Below are 22,711 nucleotides of genomic sequence, written 5' to 3'. Positions count from 1 at the left end.
ATATCTCCTTACCCTAAAAGCCACCAATTCTTCAAACCGGCGGTATATATGTAAACAAGTATGAATTGGATAATTGCTAAATGAATGCAATAAATGCCGATAGTATGGCGGCTTATCCATTTTAAGTTTATTGTAGTTTTTTGGGTAAAATCTCTTATTACCATCAATATATAGACAGTGATTGATAAAATAACCGTCAAAATAATATAAGCGTCGGACAAATTAAAACCGGTGACCGTATGTAATAACGAGATCACTAGCGAGACAAAAACACAAAGCCGCAAATTCAGCGGATCATGTTTGGCGATGTATCCAAGCACCATAACAGCAATCACGACGGTACCATAGTCAACAAGAAACCAACTAACGCACCATAACAATGCTAGTGCTACAGCATGACAATAACCTCGATAAAAGAAGTTATTTAAGTCATTGCGAAAATAGTAAAGATACCACTGCCCTAAATAAATGGGAATTAAAATATTGGTGGTAAGAAATTGCTTAAATAATATAGTAGTATATATCTGTAATAAAATACCGCATATTATTATTTTATGTTTTGGTTTATCATGAAAATTATATCCGGCAAAAAAACAAAAAATCGGCATGCTTATCCGCCCGATAACCCTTATAACTGTCACTTCAGGATATAAGTAAAGTCCCATATGATCGATGATCATTGCTATAATAGCCAAGCTTTTTAACAAATCCTGGTAATTTGATTCATTTTTATTGGTTGTAACCATTTTATTACTTTTTTTATTAAGTGGTGTACAGCATAATTTATAAAGCTTGATACAAGCGAATTTTTGATGTCATTCCCGCGAAGGCGGGAATCTAGGCTTTTTTTGTCATGCTGAACTTGTTTCAGCATATAATTAATAGATCCTGAAATAAATTCAGGGTGCTATAATTTTTCTGGATTCCCGCCTTCGCGGGAATGACATATAGTACTTTTTTCGCTCCATGCAACAACGCTGATCAAGCCACGGCATGACACCCGAACACTTTGCAAAAATTAGAGCCATGCAACAATGCCTACAGCTTCTTGCGGTGACTACCCCCGGAGTAATGTAACTTAAATAAAAAAGCCAAACCGAAAAAAACAGTTATGCCGGCTAGAATAGTTCCGCCTAAAGCAAAAATTTTAACTAATAAATATTCTGAGTAAAAATATTCTTGATAACAAGATTTTATTAGCCAAATTACTAAAATCATTATTAAACAATTAGCTAAGATTTTATAACAAAAAATTTTTACTTCAGACTCTATATAAAATTTATTTTGTTTTTTACTATAACTATATAATAGCCATAAATTATACCACGCCGCTATGGAAGTTCCGACGGCAATCCCGATATGTTTTAAAGGAACCATTAAAATGATATTAAGCAATGTGTTAACGATAAGTGAGCATAAAGTTATCTTAAGCGGAGTTTTAGTATCTCCGTTAGCATAAAAGATAGGAGTCAAAATTTTTGCTAAGATAAAAGCAGGCAGACCAAACGCAAAAGCAGAAATTGCCTCTGCAGTATAAATTGTATCTTGCGGGGTAAAAAGCCCTCGCTCATAAATTACATGAATTATAGGATGTGATAAAATAATAATACCGAAAGTAGCAGGCAGGGATAGTAACAACCCCATTTTAATTGCGTTATTTTGAATTTTGACAGCTGCCTTAAAATCATTTGACTTATAGACTTTGGATAATTCCGGCAATAATATAGTAGCAAAACTAGTACCTATTATCGACAGTGGGAATTGATATATTCTATCGGCATATGATAATATGGAAATTGCTCCTTCGATAAAGCTAGCAATAGATTGAGAAATAAAAAGATTTAATTGTTGAACGCCTGAGCTGATAGCTGCCGGTCCCATATTAATTAAAAACTTTTTTACATCCTTATCTTGGGGTTTAAAAACTAACGGAAAAACTAAGCCGGCTCTTTTTACACAAATAAACATAAACGAAACTTGTAATATACCCGCAATTATTAAAGCCATACTTATTGCTATTACGGATTCTAAATAATTATCTAGCCATAAAGTACAAATTATTACGCAGATGCTTAGAATGCTAGGGACAAAAGCAAAGGCGGCAAATTTCTTTACCGAATTTAAAATTCCGCCAAACAAAGCAGTTATAGAGATAAATATCAAATACGGCATAGTAATACGACACAGCAAAACCGTCAGAGCAAATTTTTCTGTGTTGCCGTGAAAACCGGGAGCTATAATAAACATTAGCGAGGGCATAAAAATTTGCATTAATACTATTAAAATTATTAAAGTTAATAATAAAATAGTAAAAACCTCACCGGTAAAATAGCTAGCAGCTTTTTTTGAGGTTAACATTTTTTCGTTAAAGATCGGAACAAATACGTTTGAAAGTGCTCCTTCGGCAAAAATTCGTCTAAATAAATTTGGAAGTTTAAAAGCCACGTTGACGCCATCGGCAATATTTGTCGAACCGAATAATGAAGCGATAAATAACTCCCGCACTAAACCGAAGATACGAGAAATTAACGTAAAAAAAGCTACTATAATTCCTGAACGAAATAAGCTCACTGTTTGTTTTTAGCCCTTATTATACCTTCTTCAATCAAAGCTCGAGCTTTCGCTGCATTTTCCCAGCCGGTAACTTTCACCCATTTACCTTTTTCTAAATCTTTATAATGCTCAAAAAAATGTACGATTCGTTGTTTTAGCATGTCAGATATATCTTCTAATTCTTTTATATTATCAAAAGTAATATCAAGCTTAGAGGCAGGCACCGCAATAATTTTTTCATCTAAGCCCGATTCGTCTTCCATCATTAACACTCCGATAGAGCGACATTTAACAACACAGCCCGGTATCACCGAATAAGGTGCTATAACAAGCACGTCTACCGGATCGCCGTCATTGGAAAGCGTGTGCGGAACAAAGCCGTAATTACAAGGATAGCTCATCGAGGTTTGCATAAATCTATCAACAAAAATTGCCCCTGATTCTTTATCAAATTCGTATTTAACTGGCTTATCATTCATCGGAATTTCAATAATTACGTTTATTTCCTCGGTAGTTGCTTTTGCTTTAATTTTATCGATTAACATATTTACTCTTTTTTTGCATTGTTGGTGGATAGTAATTTTCATCATGTTTGGTTAATAATTGCCGAGCAATAAATTTATTATTTGATAATTTTCCTATAGCTATTATACCTTGATTTTCACGAAATAGAGCAGGAAGTACACCTTTATAAAATATTTCTAAATCTTTAATATTGTCAGTGATAATAAAGCTAATTTTATCTGCCTCGATTTTATTTATTGAATCTACTTTTACAAGCCCCCCTACCCTAAATTCTTTGGTATTATCAATTTCATTAATTTTAGACGGCGGCAGAAAAAAAATTATATTTTTCTCTAAATTATATAATATAATATATATACCTGATGCTGCTAAGAACAAACAAATTATTATTGCTATTAATCTATTTTTTACCTCTTTTTGCATCAAAACTCTTTTGAAAAATTACTTCTTTTTATAGCTAAGCCACGTTTTAATTAAAATTAACGCAAGGACTAAAAAAGTAAATAAATATGATAATAGTAAATAATTGTCCATTTAATTTTTTCTATTTGCGGAATTAATTACTCTTAAAAAATCTATTATTTCATTAGAAGGAGAATCTAAATAAAAATGCTTCAAATATTTACCTTTTGCATCCATTAAATAAACAAAAGATGAGTGATCAATCATATAACTTGACTTATCACTATCAGGATTTGCAACAGCATAATATACTTTAAATTTATCAGCCGTCTCTTTAATTTGCTCCGTACTGCCGGTAAGACCGATAAATTTAGGAGAAAAATGTTTTAAATATTCTTTAAGGACAACAGGAATATCACGCCTTGGGTCAATAGTAATAAATACCGGCGTAACGTTCACGCCGTATTTATCAAGACTATTTATAACTTCTGTTATTTTTTGCAAAGAAGTCGGACAAATATCAGGGCAGTAAGTAAAACCAAAGTAAATTAAGCTTAATTTGCCTTTTAAACTATTACTATTAAATATTTTCCCGTCTTGATCGATCAACTCAAAATCGCCGCCGATTTGTACCTGATCGTTATCATACATCTCACCTTGCCCTGCTAAAGGTTTTTTTGGCGATTCTATCGACAATAGTAAATATAGTGACACTATACCGATAGCACTAGCTATTATTATAATAATCTTCAATATATTAGCTTGCATTTATTATCCTTTATTATTTTTACTTGAAATTAACTCCAAGTCTTTGCGTATTAGGTTTTGAAAATTCTCACTACATCTATTAAAATCAATGACATCAACTTTAAAAGGCAAATCTGATTCTTCAAAATCTTCATCAATATGTGCCCAAATATTCCAAGGAATATTTTCCATAAAGCATATATCTAAATCAGAAAACTTTCGAGAATTTCCTTTTACTCTAGAACCAAAAGCGTAAAAATTATAAGGGTATTTTGCTAAAATTTCCTTAACTATTTTTAAATAGCGTTCTTCCATGTAAATCATGTTTCTTCTTGGAGCTTATTTATTAATTTTTTGAGTTCCTTTGAAAATAAATCAAAAATTTCAATAATCTCATCTGCTACTTTCTGCTCATAAATATGAGATGTTAAATTACGTTTTTTTTGGAACTCAAACCATATTTCAGGATCTTCGATAAATTTCTCTAGAACAGCACTTCTAAATATTGTTTTTGGCGAACTAGCTTCTACCCCTCGTGCTTCCAAAAACCTTTTCATCATCTTCCACGATAACTCATAGCAAAATTCAAATGCCTGTATTGCACCTGCTTTATCACGATCATTATGCATATCAATACGAAATCTTTCAAAAACATCGCAAGCTTTAATAAGACTACTTATATCTATCTTCTTTTGCATATTTTATCTTCTTTCCTTTAAAATTTCTGCCACTTCCAAAGCTGCATAAGTAAAGATGGCACCGGCACCGGCTCGTTTAAAACTTATTAACGATTCTAATAAAGCTTTATGCCAATCGAGTACTCCGGCTTGGGCAGCAAATTTTAGCATAGCGTATTCTCCACTAACCTGATAGGCAAAAATTTTGGTATTAAAATTATTGGCAGCTTCTCGAATAACATCCAAAAACGGCATACCCGGCTTGATCATTACCATATCAGCCCCTTCAGCTATATCATGTTCTATTTCAAGCATTGCCTCTTTTATATTGCGTATATCCATCTGATAGCTAGACTTGTCTAAATAATTCTTTTTATTGCTACCGAGAGCATCACGAAATGGTCCATAAAAGCTAGAAGCATATTTAGCGGCATAAGCAAGTATATTAACATTTATAAAACCTTCATGATCTAAATACTCCCTGATAGCCATAATCCGCCCATCCATCATATCGGAAGGTGCAACAACATCTGCACCGGCTTTAGCAAGAACTAATGCTTGATTGCAAAGTGCTTTAACCGATTTATCATTATCTATCTCACCGTTATATAAAATGCCGTCATGTGAATGAGTAGTATAAGGATCTAGTGCTACATCGCATATTATGCCGATATCGATACCGGCATTTCTAATACTACGTATCGTTCGGCAAATTAGATTATCTAAATTATAGGCCTCATCAGCATTATCACTTTTTAAGCTCTCATCAATACAAGGGAATAAAGCAATAGCATTAATACCCATTTTCGCCGCTTGTTTAGCGGTCTCTATAACTTGGTCGATAGATAAACGATATATCCCCGGCATAGTTTTAATTTCTTGCCTTTGATTATGCCCCTCAACGATAAATAACGGCAATATTAAATCATTTACCGTTAAACGATTCTCTGCTAGCAACTCACGGAGCCAATAAGCTTTTCTATTTCTTCGAAGACGCACTAATGGATACATAAATCTAATCTTTTTAATTTTGCCTTTCATTTTAATATTATTAATCCAATCCCGCAAGCAAGTTTTTGTAATAAACCCTCAATGTCATTCCTAGCTGCAGCGGATGTTGTTGCAGGGTTTAAAAAAAGTGCTATATGTCATTCCGTTGATCGCAGGAATCCAGAAAAAACACTTAAAATAAGCAAAATTATATAAAAATTTACTATATAATTCGCTTAAATATTCTCTGGATTCTCGTTTTCACGGGAATGACATCGAAAATTCGAGCCATACGACAATGCTTACGGCTCTCGTAATGACGGTTTACGTTTACCTTCTAATAAAAACTTTTAGGATCAATATCGATTTTGACATGACAAGATGAAGGGATTTTTACCAGACTTAGCAAAAATTTTAAATATTTTTGTAAGTTAAATTTTTTATCCACTATAACAAGGATTCGGAAACGATATTTACCGGCAAGTTTTGACATTAAAGAGCTAGCGGGTCCAAGAATTTTTGCCCTAGTATTTGGGGCAATTCTCACTAAATTCTTAGCTATTGCCAGTATTTTATGCTCATCAATACCCGATAAAATTATTGAAGCCATTTTGGTAAAAGGCGGCATATCTGCGGTTTTTCTTGTTTGCAACTCATACTGAAAAAATGCCTCTTCATCGGAGTTAATAATATGACTAAAAATCATATTATCGGGATAATAGCTTTGCATTAATACGATGCCTTTTGCTTCTCCTCTCCCTGCTCTCCCCCCTACCTGATGAAGCAACTGGTATGTTCGCTCACTTGAACGTAAATCGGCGTTGCTACTGCCAAGATCGGCATCGATTACCCCGACTAGGGTAAGATTCGGAAAATGATAGCCTTTTGTTATTACTTGCGTCCCTATCAAAATATCAATCGCCGAATGCTCCATTTTATGCAGTAATTCGGCTATCTTTTCCGGCTTCCCTAAATGATCTTTACTAATTACTGCAATTCTACTATTCGGAAAAAGTAATTTTGCCTCTTCTTCTATTCGCTCTATTCCGGGACCGCAAATTGTCAGTGCGTCGTCTTCCTTGCATTCAGGACAGTTAGTAGGAATTTGGCTTGTATAACCGCAATGATGACATTCAAGTTTTCTAGTTCCTTTATGCAGCACTAACCAACTTGAGCAAGATTTACAAGTAAAACGATGACCGCAAAGCTTGCAGAGCATTAAAGGTGCATAACCTCGGCGGTTAAGGAATAGCAATATTTGCTTATTATTTTTTAGATTTTCAGCAATAGCCGTTATTAAAGGCTTAGACAAATAAGAATTTTTTGATAAATTTTCCTTTTTCATATCAATTATTTCTATTGTCGGCATAGCTGCATCTTTATACCGAGAAGCTAGAATAATTAACTGATATTTTCCTTGCTCTACATTATACATCGTTTCAATAGAAGGCGTAGCAGAGCATAAAATAATTTGTGCCTTATCAAGCCCCGCCCTTATTATTGCCGTATCTCGTGCATTATATAATATACCGTCATCCTGTTTATAAGAATCGTCATGTTCCTCATCAATAACGATTAGACCAAGATTTTTGTACGGCAGAAAAAGGCTACTACGTGCTCCTATTATAATCTTAACCTTATCGCTTAATATCCCTCTTAAAATCGCTTTCTTCTTCGCTTTAGTAACTTCAGAATTCCACACTACCGGCTCAAAACCGAAACGCTCGGTAAAGCGGTTAATAATTTGCATGCTTAAAGCAATTTCCGGCAACATAATTAATGCTTGCTTTCCTTGGTGTAAGTAATCGGCAATTAGGTTAAAATAAACTTCCGTCTTACCGGAGCCGGTAACCCCCTTAACTATCACCGGCTTCTCGGTTTGCTTTATTAACTTGATTGCTTGCTGCTGTTCGCTAGATAAATCCGGCAATGTAAAATCCGTTTTTATTAACTGCTCTTTAACCTTAATCGGTTTCTCGGCAATATCTATGGGCAGTACTAATTTAGCAATCCCTCCTAATTCACTTAAATAATACTCACTCATCCATTTTATTAATTCTAAAATTTCCGAGTTAAGCCTAAATTCCAGCGGTATTTTTTCTTTGATAGATTTTAGCTTTTCTTTATTGGAAGTAACATTAAGCTCCCATACTATCCCTGTTACTTCTTTATTTCTAAAAGTCACTATTACCAAATCCCCTACTTGGAGTTCTAACTCGTTTGGCACTTCATAATCGAGTGGGAATAATTTTGGTAGCGGTAATAATATTTTAGCTATTTGCATAATTAGGTATATAAATTAATTATCACCATAGTGACTCCACATGCGTAAAATTTTTATTCTTTTGCCTTCTTCATCTACTTGATAAAATAGCCTATGTTGTAGATTAATTCTTCTCGAATAAGCTTCGCTATAAGCAATTAATTTTTTATAAGGTGGAGGGTGTTGAAAGGGATTGTTTTCAATTAGAGTTAATAGTTTTTGAATTTTAATTTTATAAATAGATTTATTTACTAACTTATAATCTTTACGTGCTTCTTGAGTAAAATACAAACTATACATTTTACTTAAATTATTATTCTAGGGTTGTGCTACATTTTTCAAAAGGCGTATTTAAACCTTTAATAATTGAGTCGCTTAATTCTTTATTAGAAGCTACAAATATTGTTTCTTGTATATCTTCCCAATCATCCAACGATATTAAGACTGCTACGTTTCGCTTGCCTTTTATTAAAGTAGGCTCATGGCTTGCAGTTACTTCATCAATTAATTTATATAAGCTTTTTCTAGCTTCACTAGCAATTAAATAGGTCATAATTTATTCCCTTAATTCTCTCATCTACAATGGTACTATATAAAGTACTGTTAGTCAACCAATATCAGACTCAATTAATGGTATTACTAACTAATTCTTTATTTTTATATATATGTATTTATAATAATATCTTATTTGGTATAGAAAACTTAAGTATGAAAAAAATAGTTATAGCGATTTCCGGTGCATCGGGAGCTATCTACGGCATTCGGCTACTTGAAATATTAAAAGAGCAAAATATCGAAACTCATTTAGTTATTTCAAATGCTGCTCATCTTACTATAAATGCTGAAACTAAATATTCTATAGAACAAGTGAAAAACCTAGCAAGTTATTATTATAATATAATGGATGTGGGGGCTGCCATTTCCAGCGGTTCATTTAAAACACTAGGCATGATAATAGCACCTTGTAGCATGAAGACCGTAGCGTCTATTGCTCATTCGTTGGAAAATAATTTAATTAGCAGAGCTGCGGGAGTAGTGTTAAAAGACAAAAGAAAACTTATTTTAATGGTTAGGGAAAGCCCGCTTCATACCGGACATTTGGAGAATATGCTAAAAATATCGAGTTACGGCGGAATAATCGCCCCGCCGGTACCGGCGTTTTATAGCAATCCTGAAAAAATAGAAGATATAATTAATCATTCCGTTAGCAGGGTATTAGATTTTTTCGATATCGATACTAAATTAATCAAACGCTGGCACGGGCTATAAGTAGCGACATATATTTAAAAGTAAATTAAAAAAATATATACTATTTCTTGGCGTTGCAAAATAAAGATAGATATTGTCATTGCGAGCGACTGAAAGCGTTGTTGTATGGCTCTAAAAAAGTGCCGTATGTCATTCTAGCTAAAGGCGGGAATCCAGAAAAAACACTTAAAATAAACAAAATTATATAAAAATTTACTATATAATTCACTTAAATATTCTCTAGATTCCCGTTTTCACGGGAATGACATAGAACATGCTTTAACCTATCCACGCAGCAACGCTTTCAATCGCTCGCAATATCTATTTCCACAAACATTTCATAATAAGTATCGCTCCAGATAGGATTAATGTTATCATTTCTGTTATAATAAGCGGCAATGAATTAATCAGAACACCGTAAATAAGCCACAACACTACACTAGTACAATATATAATATACATAGATAATGAAATATTTTGAGTAGAGCGAGATTGATAAGTTTTAATTACTTGCGGGACAAAAGCAATCGTAGTTAATATACCGGCAATATATCCCATAATTTCCGTATAATCTGACATATGGGTTTTTTATATAAGAGTTATCTATAGTATACTAAAAAAATAAATGAAACCACACATTAAATAGCTTATATTATATTTTTGAAAAAATGATATATACCGCAAAACAATTTAGGAAGATGCTAGCAAATAAAATAATCTTACTTAGTTATATAGCTTGTAAAACAAACTCGTCATTGTGCGGAGGCATTGTTGCATGGCTCGAAAATTAATAGAAACTCCGTCATGGCGAAGCCACAAAGTGGCTGTGGCCATCCAGGCTATCCCGAATGTAATGAGGGATTTAATTAGAATACTAAACAAGTTTAGTATAAAAATATGTTTTACTGGATGGCCACGGCACCAAGAGGTGCCTCGCCATGACCGGTTTTGGTATCCACGCAACAATGCCGTACAAGAATGACATCGAGAGCGTTTTTAACCATCCCATGCAATAACAAATCGCTCAGCTCAGACGTTTGGGGTATCCACGGCAACGTTACGATTCAACTTCTTGAAATTCTAAAATGTCACCGGGTTGACAATTTAGATACTGACAAATACTTTCAAGAGTTGAAAAACGTATAGCTTTAGCTTTACCGGTTTTTAAAATTGATAAATTTTGAACCGTAATTCCCACTGCTTCGGCTAAATCTTGAAGCCTTACTTTTCTTTTAGCAAGCATTACGTCTAGATTTACAACAATACTCATTGAAATATTTTTTTAAATAGTGAATTTATATTCGGTTTGTATTTTGCTTGCCTCAAGCATTACCCACGAAATAACAATAACTAATATTCCAAAAAAGATATCTTGTAAATTTGGTGTTCCAAAACCAAGATAAATATAACGCTGTCCGACAGGATTAGACATAGTCACTGCAAAAGTCAGTAACATATCACCTATAGGCTTTATCAAAACAGCACTTAAGAAAAATATCCACGCAATATTATTGTAATATTTTGCATTTAAAACGTTAAATATTTCACCTACCGAATAATTTATAAAAACCTTTTTTAAATAATATAAATTAAATAATAAAGGTAATACTCCGAAAAGATAAGCCATAAACCCTAGAAATTTCGAGAATATTGTCCATTTTATTAAACTTAAATCAGTATAAACTCCGCCTTCGGAATAAGAAAGTACAAAAATACCTTTATGAGAGAGATTTTTCATGATTTCTGAATCTATAAAAATCCAATTTAATAGTAAAAAACTTGGAATCGCAATAATTAAGAAGTTAAGAAGCCAGGAAACATAATAACTCACTTTCTGAATTTTATTCATATATACCTCGTATAATTCTTAAATAGAAATATATTATTGAAATAACTTGTTTGTCAATAATTTCTTATTGTTTTTCAATAAATAATTATTGTGATTCAATATATGGCAAACAGCGAGTATCATGTTTTCGATTTCTTTCGTCACTGATCATTAATGGGCGTTAGTTTCAACTTTTAACTGAAGACCTAGGATGGTTAGTAAAGAACCGATGTTATCAAAACTTGGATTTCCTTTACTAGAAAGCATTTTATATATATGCTGTCTATTTATATCAGCTTCTTTAGAGATTTTTGTTATTCCTCCTCTAGCTATAATAGCCTCCTTTAAAGTAGCCAGAAAAAGCTCTTTATTATGATCTAAAAAATATTGTTCTAAAGCAATGTTAATATAAGCTACTAATATTTCTTCATCTTGTAATTTGTCCCTTAAATAATCTATAAATTTTTCCATATAAAACCTAATCTTTCTTATAAATTTCTTCTTTACCACTTTTAGTTATAAAAAATTGTATCTCTTTAGTTTTTTGCATATAAGGGTAATAAATAGATAATTGTATTGTCGTATAAATACGACGCCTTGTCTAGTGAGAAATTATAAATTTTTATGCTGCATTGCCATGTAGTAAGAGATACTGCTTTATTCAGGTCTTCATCGATCATATTAATACCATTTTATGTGGCTGTATAATATATATGCTGAAGCGGCTTAAATCAAGTATTTTAATTAGTGGTTGCTATATAGCTTTAACCGTTAAGGTATTGACATCGAATTTTGTAGAGTTTGCTTGTGTATTATGTTTATATTATACGCATAACTATAAACTTCTTTTACTGTGGATTTAACTGATGATTCTATAAAGGAGCTGAAAATGAGAAAGAGAGGTAATAGATTTTTTAAATCGTAAATAATTAGTTAAAGATAGTGACAGCAAAAATTGGACTGAGTAATTACCTATATAAATATAAGCAATATACTAATTTAGTCTTTAAAGGAGGTAATCCAGCCGCAGGTTCCCCTACGGCTACCTTGTTACGACTTCACCCCAGTCGCTAATTTTACCGTGGTTGGCTGCCTCTTGCGTTAGCTCACCACCTTCAGGTAAAACCAACTCCCATGGCGTGACGGGCAGTGTGTACAAGGCCCGAGAACGTATTCACCGCGGCATGCTGATCCGCGATTACTAGCGATTCCAACTTCATGCTCTCGAGTTGCAGAGAACAATCCGAACTGAGATGTCTTTTAGGGATTTGCTCCACGTCGCCGTATTGCTTCCCTCTGTAAACACCATTGTAGCACGCGTGTAGCCCAACCCATAAGGGCCATGATGACTTGACGTCGTCCCCACCTTCCTCCGGCTTATCACCGGCAGTTTTCTTATAGTTCCCGGCATTACCCGCTGGCAAATAAGAATGAGGGTTGCGCTCGTTGCGGGACTTAACCCAACATCTCACGACACGAGCTGACGACAGCCATGCAACACCTGTGTGTGGTCCAGCCGAACTGAAGGAAAGCATCTCTGCGATCCGTAACCACCATGTCAAGGGTTGGTAAGGTTTTTCGCGTAACATCGAATTAAACCGCATGCTCCACCGCTTGTGCGAGCCCCCGTCAATTCCTTTGAGTTTTAATCTTGCGACCGTACTCCCCAGGCGGAGTGCTTAATGCGTTAGCTACGAAACCGAAAGAAATTCCTCCGATATCTAGCACTCATCGTTTACGGCGTGGACTACCAGGGTATCTAATCCTGTTTGCTCCCCACGCTTTCGTGCATCAGTGTCAGTTGTAGCCCAGATGACCGCCTTCGCCACCGGTGTTCCTCCTAATATCTAAGAATTTTACCTCTACACTAGGAATTCCATCATCCCCTATTACACTCTAGATTAGTAGTTTTGAAAGCTATTCCGAGGTTAAGCCCCGGGCTTTCACTTCCAACTTACTAAACCACCTACGCACTCTTTACGCCCAGTAATTCCGAACAACGCTAGCCCCCTCCGTCTTACCGCGGCTGCTGGCACGGAGTTAGCCGGGGCTTTTTCTGCAGGTAACGTCATTATCTTCCCTGCTAAAAGAGCTTTACAACCCTAAGGCCTTCGTCACTCACTCGGTATTGCTGGATCAGGCTTTCGCCCATTGTCCAATATTCCCCACTGCTGCCTCCCGTAGGAGTCTGGGCCGTGTCTCAGTCCCAGTGTGGCTGATCATCCTCTCAGACCAGCTACAGATCGTAGGCTTGGTAGGCCATTACCCCACCAACTACCTAATCTGACGCGGGCTCATCCATCAGCGATAAATCTTTCCTCCTCGGAGAATATACGGTATTAGCTTTTATTTCTAAAAGTTATTCCGTACTGATGGGCAGATTCCCACGTGTTACTCACCCGTCTGCCACTAATTAATTAGAGCAAGCCCTAATTAACTCGTTCGACTTGCATGTGTTAAGCATACCGATAGCGTTCGTTCTGAGCCAGGATCAAACTCTCAAGTTTGATTCTGTCTATTTTTACTTCAAAAAATTGACAGGTTTAATTAATCACTTAAAGTGATATGTACATTTCGCTATCACTATCTATATCTAATTATTTACTTTTAAAACAGCTGCGAAACCTTTGTAAGTCGTCGCCTTCGTAGAAGTAGTTATAAGCAAGATATCCTCCTATGTCAACTACATTTTTTAAATTATTTCTATTTTTTTTGTTTTATTTCAAATCGTCATTGCGGAAAGTCGTAGGTGTTGTTGCGTGGGTTGAATTTTTGCAAAGCGTACGGTGTCATGCCGTGGTCAAGCCCACTGCTGTACGAACGTTTAAATAAAGAGGTGATTCTGTCATTCCGTGGCATTAGAACCATTTTTTGAGCCACGCAACAACGCCTACAGATACTTACAACAACGGTTTAGTTATTCACGAAAACACTACACTTTCAAGCGTTTAATTTTGCTCGCTAATTCTTCGGTATTAAATTCTATATTAATTACTGCCCCGCCTTGTTTGCGGTTAGCTATATCTAAGCTAGCACAATGTTCTTGAGCTATTTTCTTAACGATAGCAAGCCCTACTCCCATGCCTTTATTGCGAGTAGTTACGTAAGCTTCTGCTGCTCTACCGATTAGCTCCGGCGGGAAGCCGATGCCGTTATCTATTACGGATATAGTAACTAGCGAAGGCGTAGATGTTATAGAAACCGAAATATTACCTTTTGTAGCATTTTTTTTGGACTCTATTGATTCTTCGGCATTTTTTAATAAATTAGTCATTATTTGGTTTATCTGCGTAGCATCACAGATAAAATCGATTGAATTAATATCACTATTAAAAATATATGATATTTTATCATTTATTAATTTACGTGATTTAACTATATCCTTAATAAGCATTACTAAATCGCAGTGAGCAAAAACAGGAGCAGGAAGCCTTGCAAAAAGTACAAACTCGGAAACAATCTTTTTTATATCGTTAGTATGGCGGATAATCATGTGTAAATAATTCTCAAACTCCGCTCTGTCTTTTACCTCGCCACTAAATTTTTTCAGCAATCTCTCTGAAGCAAGTAAAATAGGGGTTAAAGGATTTTTAATCTCATGTGCTACTTTTCTTGCTACATCCGACCAAGCAAGAGCCCGCTGGGCAATAACTAAATCTCTTTGTTGACGACTAAGCTGTTTAATCATTCTATTAAATGCCGAATAGAGTGCACCTATTTCATCTTTATCAACTTCATCTTCAGGAACTTGAATAGTTAAATCACCGTCTTTTACTTTATCTGTCGCATTAACTAATTTTTTTATAGGATTCACTATTTTAGCGGTAAACATAACTCCGAAACTTATTGCGACTAACAAAAGCAATAAAGCAATGAAAATAAAAATGATCGAAAATTTAATTTGCATACCGGAAACTTGCTTTTTAAGGCGGTAATATTCCCCCGCTGCTCCGTTGGTTTTATCGATATGATCAATAATTTTATTGTCAATCAACCTACCGACTAATAAATATACGTCATTATATTCTTTGAGCTTAATCAGCATACGGATTTTAGTAGGATCGGACTTTACTTCCACTATCTCACCCAAATCCGCTTTTTTTATTAAATGTGCCGGTATAGTGGCAAAGGATAAGGAAAAACTTAAAAAAGTATTGGCAATAATAGTGTTGGTAGATTTATTCAAAACTATTGCTTCATCAAGCGAACGCATTTCAGCTTCGGTATTTAGCGTTTTGGTAAACAAGGCGGGATTATGCACCAAATCATAATACATATCGCTTAAATCTTCGGCAACGGATAAAACGGTTTCCTTTAGCTGTAATTTATGTTCATCAATATAAGATTCGGCGACTATTATGGATTGATCTAAAACGGCGGAAATCTTTTTATCAAACCAAACTTGAATACCAAAATTAAAGAAATAAGCGGAAAATACCGAAACAATAATAGTCGGTACGGTAGCTACTAAACTAAAAGCAATAATAATGCGGTTTTGCAATTTAGAAACATTTTGATCATCGCCCTTAGTAAAAAAACTTTGAAAAAATTTTCGAGCAAGTAATACACCTAAAATTAAAAAAATTACTAAATCGACTAATATAAATCCTATAACTTTGCTCGGGTCTAGCCCGCCTTTTCTTGACTCTACCGACATCACGTAATAAGTAGCACAAGCTAGAATAGTCGCAACTATCATTAAAATAAAAATTATTGATCTGCTGCGAAGATATTTTTGTAATAGCGGTTTAAAATAATTTAGCATAAAGGTTAATTACTATAAGTGTCATCTCTGGGTGCGGCAAGAACTTAGTAAAATTAAAGTCATGTACAGCGTCATACCGTGGTTTGTACCCGTGTTGTTGCACTTTCAATTACCCATAAGTCATTTTCATTGCAATATTAAATCCTAACCTAAGGTCAACCAACCTAGACAACCCTCTCCACATTACTATATTCCCAGGAGGTGGGTCTAATGCTCTGTTCATATACCCGCCAAGCCTGGCTATCTTGGTTAAGTAATAAGAAAGAGTTTTGTTTTGTATGTTATCACTAGCTTTATTATTGGGCAAGGCATTAATTAGGGTAATTTCTTCATCTGTTAGAGCTAATTCTGGTGGTGCATTAGGTGTACACCTATTCATCATAGTCATCCAAAAAATTCTCCAACTTACTATACAGAATATAGCAATAATATTATTCAGGCGTGCCTCTGTCCTGAGTTTTAATGATTCAACTCTGCAACCGGACTTGAGTATTTTATGAAAAGTTTCTATTTTCCATCTTAACCCGGATATTGCATGAGATATAGGAGACAAAATCCTCGTAAAGCTGTATAATACTGGTATTTCATTAGAATAATACAAAGGATTTTGTCATGACAAATTGTATAGCATATAGTTACCAGTTTTCCAAAGTAAAAAATCGGACAATAGAGATAAATTTCACTGGAGGTGATATTAGTAGCGATGGAGGTGTGTTGTTATTAAGAGAAGCAGATAAAAGGCTTGGTATAACAGAGGAGCTTGCTAAAATATTTCCTGATAGACGAGATGGTAGTAAAATTACCCATAATATGGCAACAATGCTGAGGCAACGAATTTATGGTATTGCATTAGGTTATGAAGATTTAAATGACCACAATTATCTACGAAAATGTCCTGCTATGCAAACAGCTATGGAAACAATTGATGATATGGCAAGTAGTTCTACCTTATGTCGTATAGAAAACAATGCTGATAGACACTTTGCAATTAAAGTGCATGAACTAATGCTTGATAAATTTATTAAGTCTCATAAAATAGTACCAAAGCAGCTAATACTTGATTTTGATGCTACGGATGATGAAATTCATGGGCAACAGGAAGGTAAGTTTTATCATGGTTATTACGGTCATAATTGCTTTTTACCTTTGTATGTTTTTTGTGGAAAGCATCTGTTAGTTAGTTATCTTAGGACGTCAAAGCAGGATCAAGCAAAACATTCTTGGGCAATATTATCATTGTTAGTAAAACGTTTTCGCCAAGCTTGGCCAGAGGTAAAGATTATTTTTCGTGGTGATAGTGGATTTTGTCGTCATCAGATGTTTGATTGGTGTGATATTCATAATATAAAATATATTGTAGGAATGCCCCAAAATAACAGACTAAATGAGTTACTGAAACCTACAATGGAGAAGTCAAAAGCAGCATTTATTATAACCCAAGAAAAGCAACGTCTTTTTAGTGAGTTTCCATATAAGGCTGGTAGTTGGAGTCATGAACGTAGAATAATTGGTAAGGCAGAAATGACAATGCTTGGAGAAAATCCAAGGTATATAGTAACTAATTTATCAGATAAACCTGAAGATTTATACGACAAAGTTTACTGTGGTCGTGGTGATATGGAAAACCGTATAAAAGAGCAACAACTAGAATTATTTGCAGATCGTACTTCTTGTCATAGATGGTGGGCTAATCAGCTCAGAATGATTTTATCGGGTCTTGCATACACTTTAGTAGAATATATCAGAGGTAATTTATTACAAGGTAGTGCATTAGCAAAAGCACAAATAGGTACAATACGTTTAAAATTATTAAAAATTGGGGTAGTAATTATCCGTAATACTAGGCGTATTAAGTTTTTGTTATCTTCATCATATCCTTACCGACAGGTATGGAATCATGTGATGAAGAAATTAGCATTAGAATAACCTAGATTAGCACTGTTCCCGGTGCTTAGAAAAAATGGGGTAAGGGGCATTACATCTAAAATTTGAAAATAACGGCTTCAAAGCACTTTTTGGCAAAATTTTTACAAAAGTATCATTGCTAATATTATAAATTACTCAATTTCTTACTTTAAATCTCACTTCATGCAATATCCGGGTTAAGGCATACCAATCGAGTTTTTCAATGGCTTCATCTATTGTTGTAACAGGTAAATCTGTAACAAGCTTCCATATTATTTTTTCTCTACTAGTTGGCGTTTCTTTTTCTATTGCATGGATGATTGTGAGTAGTAATGATCTGTCAACAGTTTTCCGGACAGTTTTTTACGCACATTTTTGTATTTTTTCGTATTGTACTGGTGATAGATAATCGTTAGCAGAATGCATTCTTATACGATTATAAAATACCTCTATATATTCAAATATAGCATGTTTTGCTTCCTCCCTAGTTTTAAATTTATGTTGATAAATTAATTCTGTTTTTATAGTATGAAAAAAGCTTTCAGCAACAGCATTATCCCAGCAATTTCCTTTACGACTCATACTCTGTATAATACCATGTTGTTTTATAAGTTTTAAATGACTATCAGAACAATATTGGCTACCTCTATCAGTATGCCAAATAAGCTTTTTAGGTGGTTTACGTTGCCATATTGCCATTAGCAAAGCATTATTAACTAAATCAGCTTTCATATTACTATTCATTGACCAGCCTATTACTTTTCTAGAAAATAGATCAATAACTGTTGCTAAATATAACCATCCTTCTCCAGTTGGGATATAGGTGATATCACCAACCCAATAACAATTAACATTAGAAACTTTAAACTGTCTATCCAATAAATTAGGAGCAACTTGCTTATTATGCTTAGAATCAGTAGTTGCTTTAAATTTATACTTAGTTTTACATACTAAGCCAGCTTCATTCATTAGTCTTGTAATTCTCCTACGACTAACAATTATGCCTTGCCTCAACAAAGCCTTTTTAATGGGTCTAGATCCATAATTTCGTCTACCTTCCTGAAAAATAGCTCTAACCTTACAGGTTAATTCTCTATTTTCTTTATCCCTATTGCATCCAGGGTTATTTAACCACTCATAATAACCGCTACGTGATACCTTCATACATTTGCACATAATTGCAATTGAGAAATCATCTTGATGCTTCTTTATCCATGCATACCTTACAGGGACTCTTTTGCAAAGTACGCTGCAGCCTTTTTTAGTATATCACGCTCCTGTGTTACTATCACCAGCTCTTTCTTTAATCTTTTTAATTCATCATACAGATGTTCATCTGTTCTTGTTATTGATTCTTCAAATTGTTTAGAATATTTATCTATCCAACTATATAAAGTATTCTTACTGATACCTAATTCTTTTGCAGTCTGAATAACAGGTCGCTTCGATTCAGTTGCCAATTTAACTGCTGATTCTTTAAATTCACTAGAATACATTTTTGTTTTTGTCATACTGTATTTCCTTTCTGTTAATATTGTCTCATACTAACTGTCCGGAATACTATAGCCACATCATAATGCTGGATATTTCTTCTGCTTAATACCAACAGGAGGAAGTATTTTTATATTCTGATATCTGATTTCTAAGGCCACTTCTATCATACTACCATCCGAGCTCTTGATCGCAATATTGTGCAATCCATTGATTTTTACCGTATTCATTTTATTAGTAATAGTACGAGAGCCATCTTCAATTAACCGATCCTGACAAATTCTGACAAGAAAATGCGTATCAAATTCTTTCGCTATTACAAATAATTCATAAATGTCACTTTCCCTATCCCCAATATGAACACATCTCTGTGGTGCCTTCAGTAGAACAGTCGATTGTGTCAAATTTTCTAGCCAGCGATAACTTTCTTTTTCTTCAATAGGTAATCTGGTATAGTTAATACGTTTTTTTAATTCATTAGTTCCTTTAAATTGCTTGCGTGTCCAAAACTTGATGGCACAAAGACCTAGTGGTAAACCATTGTCAGTTATTGCTAAACTTGAATGCATTAAAATACCACATTTTTTATGCAAGATAGGTCTACCCATTATATCCTTACCTGTATGGATGTTTTGAGTCCAGCCTATATCTTCAGCTTTTATTCTATTATATGAAAACTCTGTAGTGTCCTGAAGTACAAGTATCTTTCCTTCTTTATGAGCTGATACACGTTCTTTTGTAATCCGGAAATGTCCTTCTAATATCTCTTGTGTGCTTACCTTATCATTTGACAGAAATCTATATGCAGCTTTAGTATTTGCCCAGTCTTGACAGGCAAGAGGTATAGTTTGACCTAAACTGTTCCATATCTGTTCAAGTAGTTTTCTAAAACGTTGCTGTAAACGCTTATCCTTAAAACCATTACCTGCACTATCGCTATCTAACCACTTCTTCTGACCATGGTTTCTTACTACCTTACTTAATTCTGCTTGTGTTGAAAATTTATTTCTTGGCATTATTTACTCATAAATTTTTTCCTATTGTATATTATTTTATAACTTATGGGTAATTGAAAGCATGGCAAGGCGGCGTTGTTGCATGGCTCAAATTTTTGATGTCATTCCCGCGAAGGCGGGAATCCAGAAAAATTAAACTAAAGATATAACGATAACTTACAGTTATATAGAAAAAAGCCTTACAAGCTAAGGCTTTTTAGCCTGGATTCCTGCCTTCGCAAGAATGACATAAGGGACAGCGGGAATGACATTAAAGCCTTTCTACCCTCTTCAAACAAATTCTAATAATACTTGCCCTCTCAATACATGATCTTTTTCGTTAACAAAAATTTTAGCTACTTTCCCGTCTCTTTCAGCTAAAATTATATTCTCCATTTTCATAGCGGTTAGGGTCATGATTTCCTGCCCTGCTATTACTTCTTCGCCTTCTTTTACTTTAATTGCGGCAATTTGCCCCGTAAGAGGTGCTTGTAGTTCCGAGCTTTCTTCTTTAACGATTTTTGTAACCATTAACGCTTCAAGCTCCGATATACGCGGGGAACGGACGAATGCTTTTACGCTAATACCCGCATGTGATAAAATATAGCCGGTCGGTATATTTTCAATTTTAACATTAGCTTTTTTGCCGTTAACTAGACATGTAAAAAGATCATTACCTAAATGCCAATTACTCCGAATATATAGCCGATCGCTTTCATGACGTATATTATAGCCGTTTTCAACGGGAGTAATTAACGTCTGAAATAATTTATCATCAATCGATACTACCCATCTAGTACCGATTTTATTACTTTGATTATTAATATTGCCGGAAATTGATGAAGCACGTTTTTGTTCTGAAATATAAACAAAAATAGCAGTTGCAACAAATACGCCGGTACTCTCAGAGGTTAAGCTAGCACCCGAAAAACCGTCCGGATATTCTTCTTCTATAAAAGCAGTAGTGATATCACCGCTAACAAAGCGAGGATGCAGCATTACCGCTTCCAAAAAACTTATATTATGAGAAATACCGCTAATTATATATGAGCTTAAAGCCGACCTCATGACCTCTATTGCCTGCACCCGATTCTCTCCGTAGGTACATAATTTTGCAATCATCGAGTCATAAAACATACTTACTTCACCGCCAAGCCCAATACCGGTATCTATGCGAATATTAGAGCTTTTTGCAGGTTCGGAATAAGCAGTAATCCTACCGCTAGACGGCAAGAACCCACGACTTGGGTTTTCTGCACAAATTCGAGATTCAAACGCCCAACCTTTTAACTGCACATCTTCTTGAGAAAATGAAAGTTTTTCTCCGGCAGCAATTCTTATCATCTGTTCAACTATGTCTATACCGGTGATTAATTCGGTAACAGGATGCTCTACTTGCAATCTCGTATTCATTTCTAAAAAGTAAAAGTTTTTCTCGCTATCTACTATAAACTCAACAGTACCGGCTGAATAATAGCCAACCTTTTTGGACAAAGATACTACTTGGCTATACATTTGTTGCCTTATTTCTTCGGTAATAAAAGAGCTCGGAGCTTCTTCTATTACTTTTTGATGGTGACGCTGGATGGAACATTCCCGTTCACCTAAACACACACTATTGCCGTGCTGATCGGCAAGTAATTGAATTTCAATATGCCTTGGCGACTGGATTAATTTTTCAATAAATAACCTACCATCACTAAAACTATTTACTGCTTCAAGCTTAGCCAATTCGAAAGCACTAGCCATTTCTTCTTGATCTTTTACTACCCTCATACCACGCCCACCACCGCCGGCAGTCGCTTTAACTATTACGGGGAAACCTATTTCATTAGCAATATCGATTGCTTGCTTAACATTGCTGATTGTTCCCATATAACCCGGGACAGTGCTAACTCCTGCCTCAATTGCAATTTTTTTTGCTTCAATTTTATCACCCATTTTTTTAATAGCCGTCGCACTTGGACCAATTAAAGTAACGCCTTCCCTCTTTAAAATATTAGCAAAATTCGGATTTTCAGACAAAAAGCCGTAGCCCGGATGCACTGCACTTGCCCCGCTCTCACGAATAGCCGAGATAATATTTTTAATTGATAAATAGCTTTCAGTTGCCGGAGAATTACCGATATAATAAGCTTCGTCTGCCTGCTGTACATGCATTGAGCTAGTATCTGCTTCAGAATATACGGCAACCGATTTAATGCCCATTTTCCTTAAGGTACGGATTATTCTCAAGGCAATTTCACCACGGTTAGCGATTAAAATTTTATCAAATAATGGTTTAGTCATAATTTCTCGTATAAATATAATGTATTGTTAGTA

At 34.8% G+C, this 22,711-nt stretch carries 22 protein-coding genes and 1 rRNA gene; 2 read left to right on the top strand and 21 right to left on the bottom strand.

From position 1 onward, the window contains the following. Positions 1-8 precede the first annotated feature (8 nt). The 11 genes from AAGD48_RS01980 to AAGD48_RS01930 all read right to left on the bottom strand — a co-directional run bounded on the left by AAGD48_RS01980 (position 9) and on the right by AAGD48_RS01930 (position 8,710). Complete coding sequence (locus AAGD48_RS01980; RefSeq protein ID WP_341790244.1) at positions 9-746, bottom strand: TraX family protein; 738 nt, start codon at positions 744-746, stop codon at positions 9-11. A gap of 292 nt (positions 747-1,038) precedes the next feature. Continuing rightward, positions 1,039-2,571 (bottom strand): murein biosynthesis integral membrane protein MurJ, encoded by a 1,533-nt coding sequence (gene murJ / locus AAGD48_RS01975; RefSeq protein ID WP_341790243.1) that lies wholly within the window; start codon positions 2,569-2,571, stop codon positions 1,039-1,041. Beyond that, entirely contained in the window at positions 2,568-3,098 is a 531-nt protein-coding gene (gene ppa, locus AAGD48_RS01970; RefSeq protein WP_341790242.1) for an inorganic diphosphatase, read from the bottom strand. Before ppa ends, murJ begins: the two co-directional genes overlap by 4 nt. Continuing rightward, positions 3,085-3,501 carry a cytochrome c maturation protein CcmE gene (gene ccmE / locus AAGD48_RS01965; RefSeq protein ID WP_341790241.1) on the bottom strand — a complete coding sequence of 139 codons (417 nt, stop codon included), beginning with the start codon at positions 3,499-3,501 and terminating at the stop codon, positions 3,085-3,087. Before ccmE ends, ppa begins: the two co-directional genes overlap by 14 nt. Positions 3,502-3,612: 111 nt before the next feature. Continuing rightward, complete coding sequence (locus AAGD48_RS01960) at positions 3,613-4,248, bottom strand: SCO family protein (protein ID WP_341790240.1); 636 nt, start codon at positions 4,246-4,248, stop codon at positions 3,613-3,615. Positions 4,249-4,251: 3 nt separating this feature from the next. Continuing rightward, a complete protein-coding gene (locus AAGD48_RS01955; protein ID WP_341790239.1) occupies positions 4,252-4,542 on the bottom strand; it encodes a nucleotidyltransferase domain-containing protein in 291 nt (96 codons plus the stop codon). Between the two features lie 5 nt (positions 4,543-4,547). Continuing rightward, the gene (locus AAGD48_RS01950) at positions 4,548-4,925 is read right to left on the bottom strand and encodes an HI0074 family nucleotidyltransferase substrate-binding subunit (protein ID WP_341790238.1); all 378 of its coding nucleotides are present in this window, start codon (positions 4,923-4,925) and stop codon (positions 4,548-4,550) included. Positions 4,926-4,928: 3 nt separating this feature from the next. After that, complete coding sequence (gene hemB, locus AAGD48_RS01945) at positions 4,929-5,915, bottom strand: porphobilinogen synthase (protein WP_341790698.1); 987 nt, start codon at positions 5,913-5,915, stop codon at positions 4,929-4,931. Between the two features lie 316 nt (positions 5,916-6,231). Beyond that, positions 6,232-8,178 (bottom strand): primosomal protein N', encoded by a 1,947-nt coding sequence (locus AAGD48_RS01940; RefSeq protein ID WP_341790237.1) that lies wholly within the window; start codon positions 8,176-8,178, stop codon positions 6,232-6,234. 15 nt (positions 8,179-8,193) lie between these two features. After that, positions 8,194-8,457 (bottom strand): Txe/YoeB family addiction module toxin, encoded by a 264-nt coding sequence (locus tag AAGD48_RS01935; protein WP_341790236.1) that lies wholly within the window; start codon positions 8,455-8,457, stop codon positions 8,194-8,196. A 13-nt stretch (positions 8,458-8,470) separates the two neighbouring features. Beyond that, positions 8,471-8,710 (bottom strand): type II toxin-antitoxin system Phd/YefM family antitoxin, encoded by a 240-nt coding sequence (locus AAGD48_RS01930; RefSeq protein ID WP_341790234.1) that lies wholly within the window; start codon positions 8,708-8,710, stop codon positions 8,471-8,473. A gap of 155 nt (positions 8,711-8,865) precedes the next feature. On the opposite strand from AAGD48_RS01930, the gene AAGD48_RS01925 reads away from it, so the two are divergent. Beyond that, positions 8,866-9,426, top strand: coding sequence for a flavin prenyltransferase UbiX (locus AAGD48_RS01925; RefSeq protein ID WP_341790233.1), 561 nt, complete (start codon positions 8,866-8,868; stop codon positions 9,424-9,426). A gap of 300 nt (positions 9,427-9,726) precedes the next feature. Here AAGD48_RS01925 and AAGD48_RS01920 read toward each other — a convergent pair whose 3' ends face one another. The 7 genes from AAGD48_RS01920 to AAGD48_RS01890 form a co-directional block, all read right to left on the bottom strand. Beyond that, positions 9,727-9,984, bottom strand: a complete 258-nt coding sequence (locus AAGD48_RS01920; RefSeq protein ID WP_341790232.1) for a SemiSWEET transporter — start codon at positions 9,982-9,984, stop codon at positions 9,727-9,729. Positions 9,985-10,462: 478 nt separating this feature from the next. Beyond that, the gene (locus AAGD48_RS01915; protein ID WP_341790231.1) at positions 10,463-10,675 is read right to left on the bottom strand and encodes a helix-turn-helix transcriptional regulator; all 213 of its coding nucleotides are present in this window, start codon (positions 10,673-10,675) and stop codon (positions 10,463-10,465) included. A 12-nt stretch (positions 10,676-10,687) separates the two neighbouring features. Beyond that, positions 10,688-11,254: a DUF2975 domain-containing protein gene (locus AAGD48_RS01910; RefSeq protein WP_341790230.1), complete on the bottom strand. Its 567-nt coding sequence runs from the start codon at positions 11,252-11,254 to the stop codon at positions 10,688-10,690. Between the two features lie 150 nt (positions 11,255-11,404). Continuing rightward, positions 11,405-11,704 (bottom strand): transcriptional regulator, encoded by a 300-nt coding sequence (locus AAGD48_RS01905; RefSeq protein WP_341790229.1) that lies wholly within the window; start codon positions 11,702-11,704, stop codon positions 11,405-11,407. A gap of 537 nt (positions 11,705-12,241) precedes the next feature. Next, positions 12,242-13,740, bottom strand: a 16S ribosomal RNA gene (locus AAGD48_RS01900). Between the two features lie 425 nt (positions 13,741-14,165). After that, positions 14,166-15,998: a PAS domain-containing sensor histidine kinase gene (locus AAGD48_RS01895; protein ID WP_341790228.1), complete on the bottom strand. Its 1,833-nt coding sequence runs from the start codon at positions 15,996-15,998 to the stop codon at positions 14,166-14,168. A gap of 109 nt (positions 15,999-16,107) precedes the next feature. Continuing rightward, the gene (locus AAGD48_RS01890; protein WP_341790227.1) at positions 16,108-16,551 is read right to left on the bottom strand and encodes a hypothetical protein; all 444 of its coding nucleotides are present in this window, start codon (positions 16,549-16,551) and stop codon (positions 16,108-16,110) included. A gap of 59 nt (positions 16,552-16,610) precedes the next feature. On the opposite strand from AAGD48_RS01890, the gene AAGD48_RS01885 reads away from it, so the two are divergent. Beyond that, positions 16,611-17,924 carry an IS1380 family transposase gene (locus tag AAGD48_RS01885; RefSeq protein WP_341789277.1) on the top strand — a complete coding sequence of 438 codons (1,314 nt, stop codon included), beginning with the start codon at positions 16,611-16,613 and terminating at the stop codon, positions 17,922-17,924. A 342-nt stretch (positions 17,925-18,266) separates the two neighbouring features. Here AAGD48_RS01885 and AAGD48_RS01880 read toward each other — a convergent pair. The 3 genes from AAGD48_RS01880 to AAGD48_RS01870 all read right to left on the bottom strand — a co-directional run bounded on the left by AAGD48_RS01880 (position 18,267) and on the right by AAGD48_RS01870 (position 22,678). After that, positions 18,267-19,414, bottom strand: a protein-coding gene (locus AAGD48_RS01880) for an IS3 family transposase (RefSeq protein ID WP_410526007.1) whose coding sequence is annotated in 2 segments (ribosomal slippage) — positions 18,267-19,168 and positions 19,168-19,414 — 1,149 coding nt in all. Because the reading frame shifts where the segments join, the coding sequence is not laid out codon by codon here. Positions 19,415-19,474: 60 nt separating this feature from the next. After that, on the bottom strand, positions 19,475-20,410 hold the full coding sequence (locus AAGD48_RS01875; RefSeq protein WP_341790226.1) for a transposase DNA-binding-containing protein: 936 nt from the start codon (positions 20,408-20,410) through the stop codon (positions 19,475-19,477). A 270-nt stretch (positions 20,411-20,680) separates the two neighbouring features. Beyond that, on the bottom strand, positions 20,681-22,678 hold the full coding sequence (locus AAGD48_RS01870) for an acetyl/propionyl/methylcrotonyl-CoA carboxylase subunit alpha (RefSeq protein ID WP_341790225.1): 1,998 nt from the start codon (positions 22,676-22,678) through the stop codon (positions 20,681-20,683). Positions 22,679-22,711 lie beyond the last annotated feature (33 nt).

Origin of the sequence: Rickettsia endosymbiont of Polydrusus tereticollis (genome assembly GCF_964026385.1) — a bacterium.
Lineage (GTDB): Bacteria > Pseudomonadota > Alphaproteobacteria > Rickettsiales > Rickettsiaceae > Rickettsia.
This window is presented reverse-complemented; position numbering and strand designations above follow the sequence as displayed.

Coding starts and splice junctions, on each gene's coding strand:
- AAGD48_RS01885 (WP_341789277.1), top strand. CDS start 16,611: ATGACAAATTGTATAGCATATAGTTACCAGTTTTCCAAAGTAAAAAAT.
- AAGD48_RS01955 (WP_341790239.1), bottom strand. CDS start 4,542: ATGGAAGAACGCTATTTAAAAATAGTTAAGGAAATTTTAGCAAAATAC.
- AAGD48_RS01895 (WP_341790228.1), bottom strand. CDS start 15,998: ATGCTAAATTATTTTAAACCGCTATTACAAAAATATCTTCGCAGCAGA.
- AAGD48_RS01935 (WP_341790236.1), bottom strand. CDS start 8,457: ATGTATAGTTTGTATTTTACTCAAGAAGCACGTAAAGATTATAAGTTA.
- AAGD48_RS01960 (WP_341790240.1), bottom strand. CDS start 4,248: ATGCAAGCTAATATATTGAAGATTATTATAATAATAGCTAGTGCTATC.
- AAGD48_RS01980 (WP_341790244.1), bottom strand. CDS start 746: ATGGTTACAACCAATAAAAATGAATCAAATTACCAGGATTTGTTAAAA.
- AAGD48_RS01950 (WP_341790238.1), bottom strand. CDS start 4,925: ATGCAAAAGAAGATAGATATAAGTAGTCTTATTAAAGCTTGCGATGTT.
- AAGD48_RS01925 (WP_341790233.1), top strand. CDS start 8,866: ATGAAAAAAATAGTTATAGCGATTTCCGGTGCATCGGGAGCTATCTAC.
- AAGD48_RS01870 (WP_341790225.1), bottom strand. CDS start 22,678: ATGACTAAACCATTATTTGATAAAATTTTAATCGCTAACCGTGGTGAA.
- AAGD48_RS01930 (WP_341790234.1), bottom strand. CDS start 8,710: ATGACCTATTTAATTGCTAGTGAAGCTAGAAAAAGCTTATATAAATTA.
- AAGD48_RS01940 (WP_341790237.1), bottom strand. CDS start 8,178: ATGCAAATAGCTAAAATATTATTACCGCTACCAAAATTATTCCCACTC.
- AAGD48_RS01875 (WP_341790226.1), bottom strand. CDS start 20,410: ATGCCAAGAAATAAATTTTCAACACAAGCAGAATTAAGTAAGGTAGTA.
- hemB (WP_341790698.1), bottom strand. CDS start 5,915: ATGTATCCATTAGTGCGTCTTCGAAGAAATAGAAAAGCTTATTGGCTC.
- AAGD48_RS01920 (WP_341790232.1), bottom strand. CDS start 9,984: ATGTCAGATTATACGGAAATTATGGGATATATTGCCGGTATATTAACT.
- ppa (WP_341790242.1), bottom strand. CDS start 3,098: ATGTTAATCGATAAAATTAAAGCAAAAGCAACTACCGAGGAAATAAAC.
- AAGD48_RS01910 (WP_341790230.1), bottom strand. CDS start 11,254: ATGAATAAAATTCAGAAAGTGAGTTATTATGTTTCCTGGCTTCTTAAC.
- AAGD48_RS01905 (WP_341790229.1), bottom strand. CDS start 11,704: ATGGAAAAATTTATAGATTATTTAAGGGACAAATTACAAGATGAAGAA.
- AAGD48_RS01915 (WP_341790231.1), bottom strand. CDS start 10,675: ATGAGTATTGTTGTAAATCTAGACGTAATGCTTGCTAAAAGAAAAGTA.
- ccmE (WP_341790241.1), bottom strand. CDS start 3,501: ATGCAAAAAGAGGTAAAAAATAGATTAATAGCAATAATAATTTGTTTG.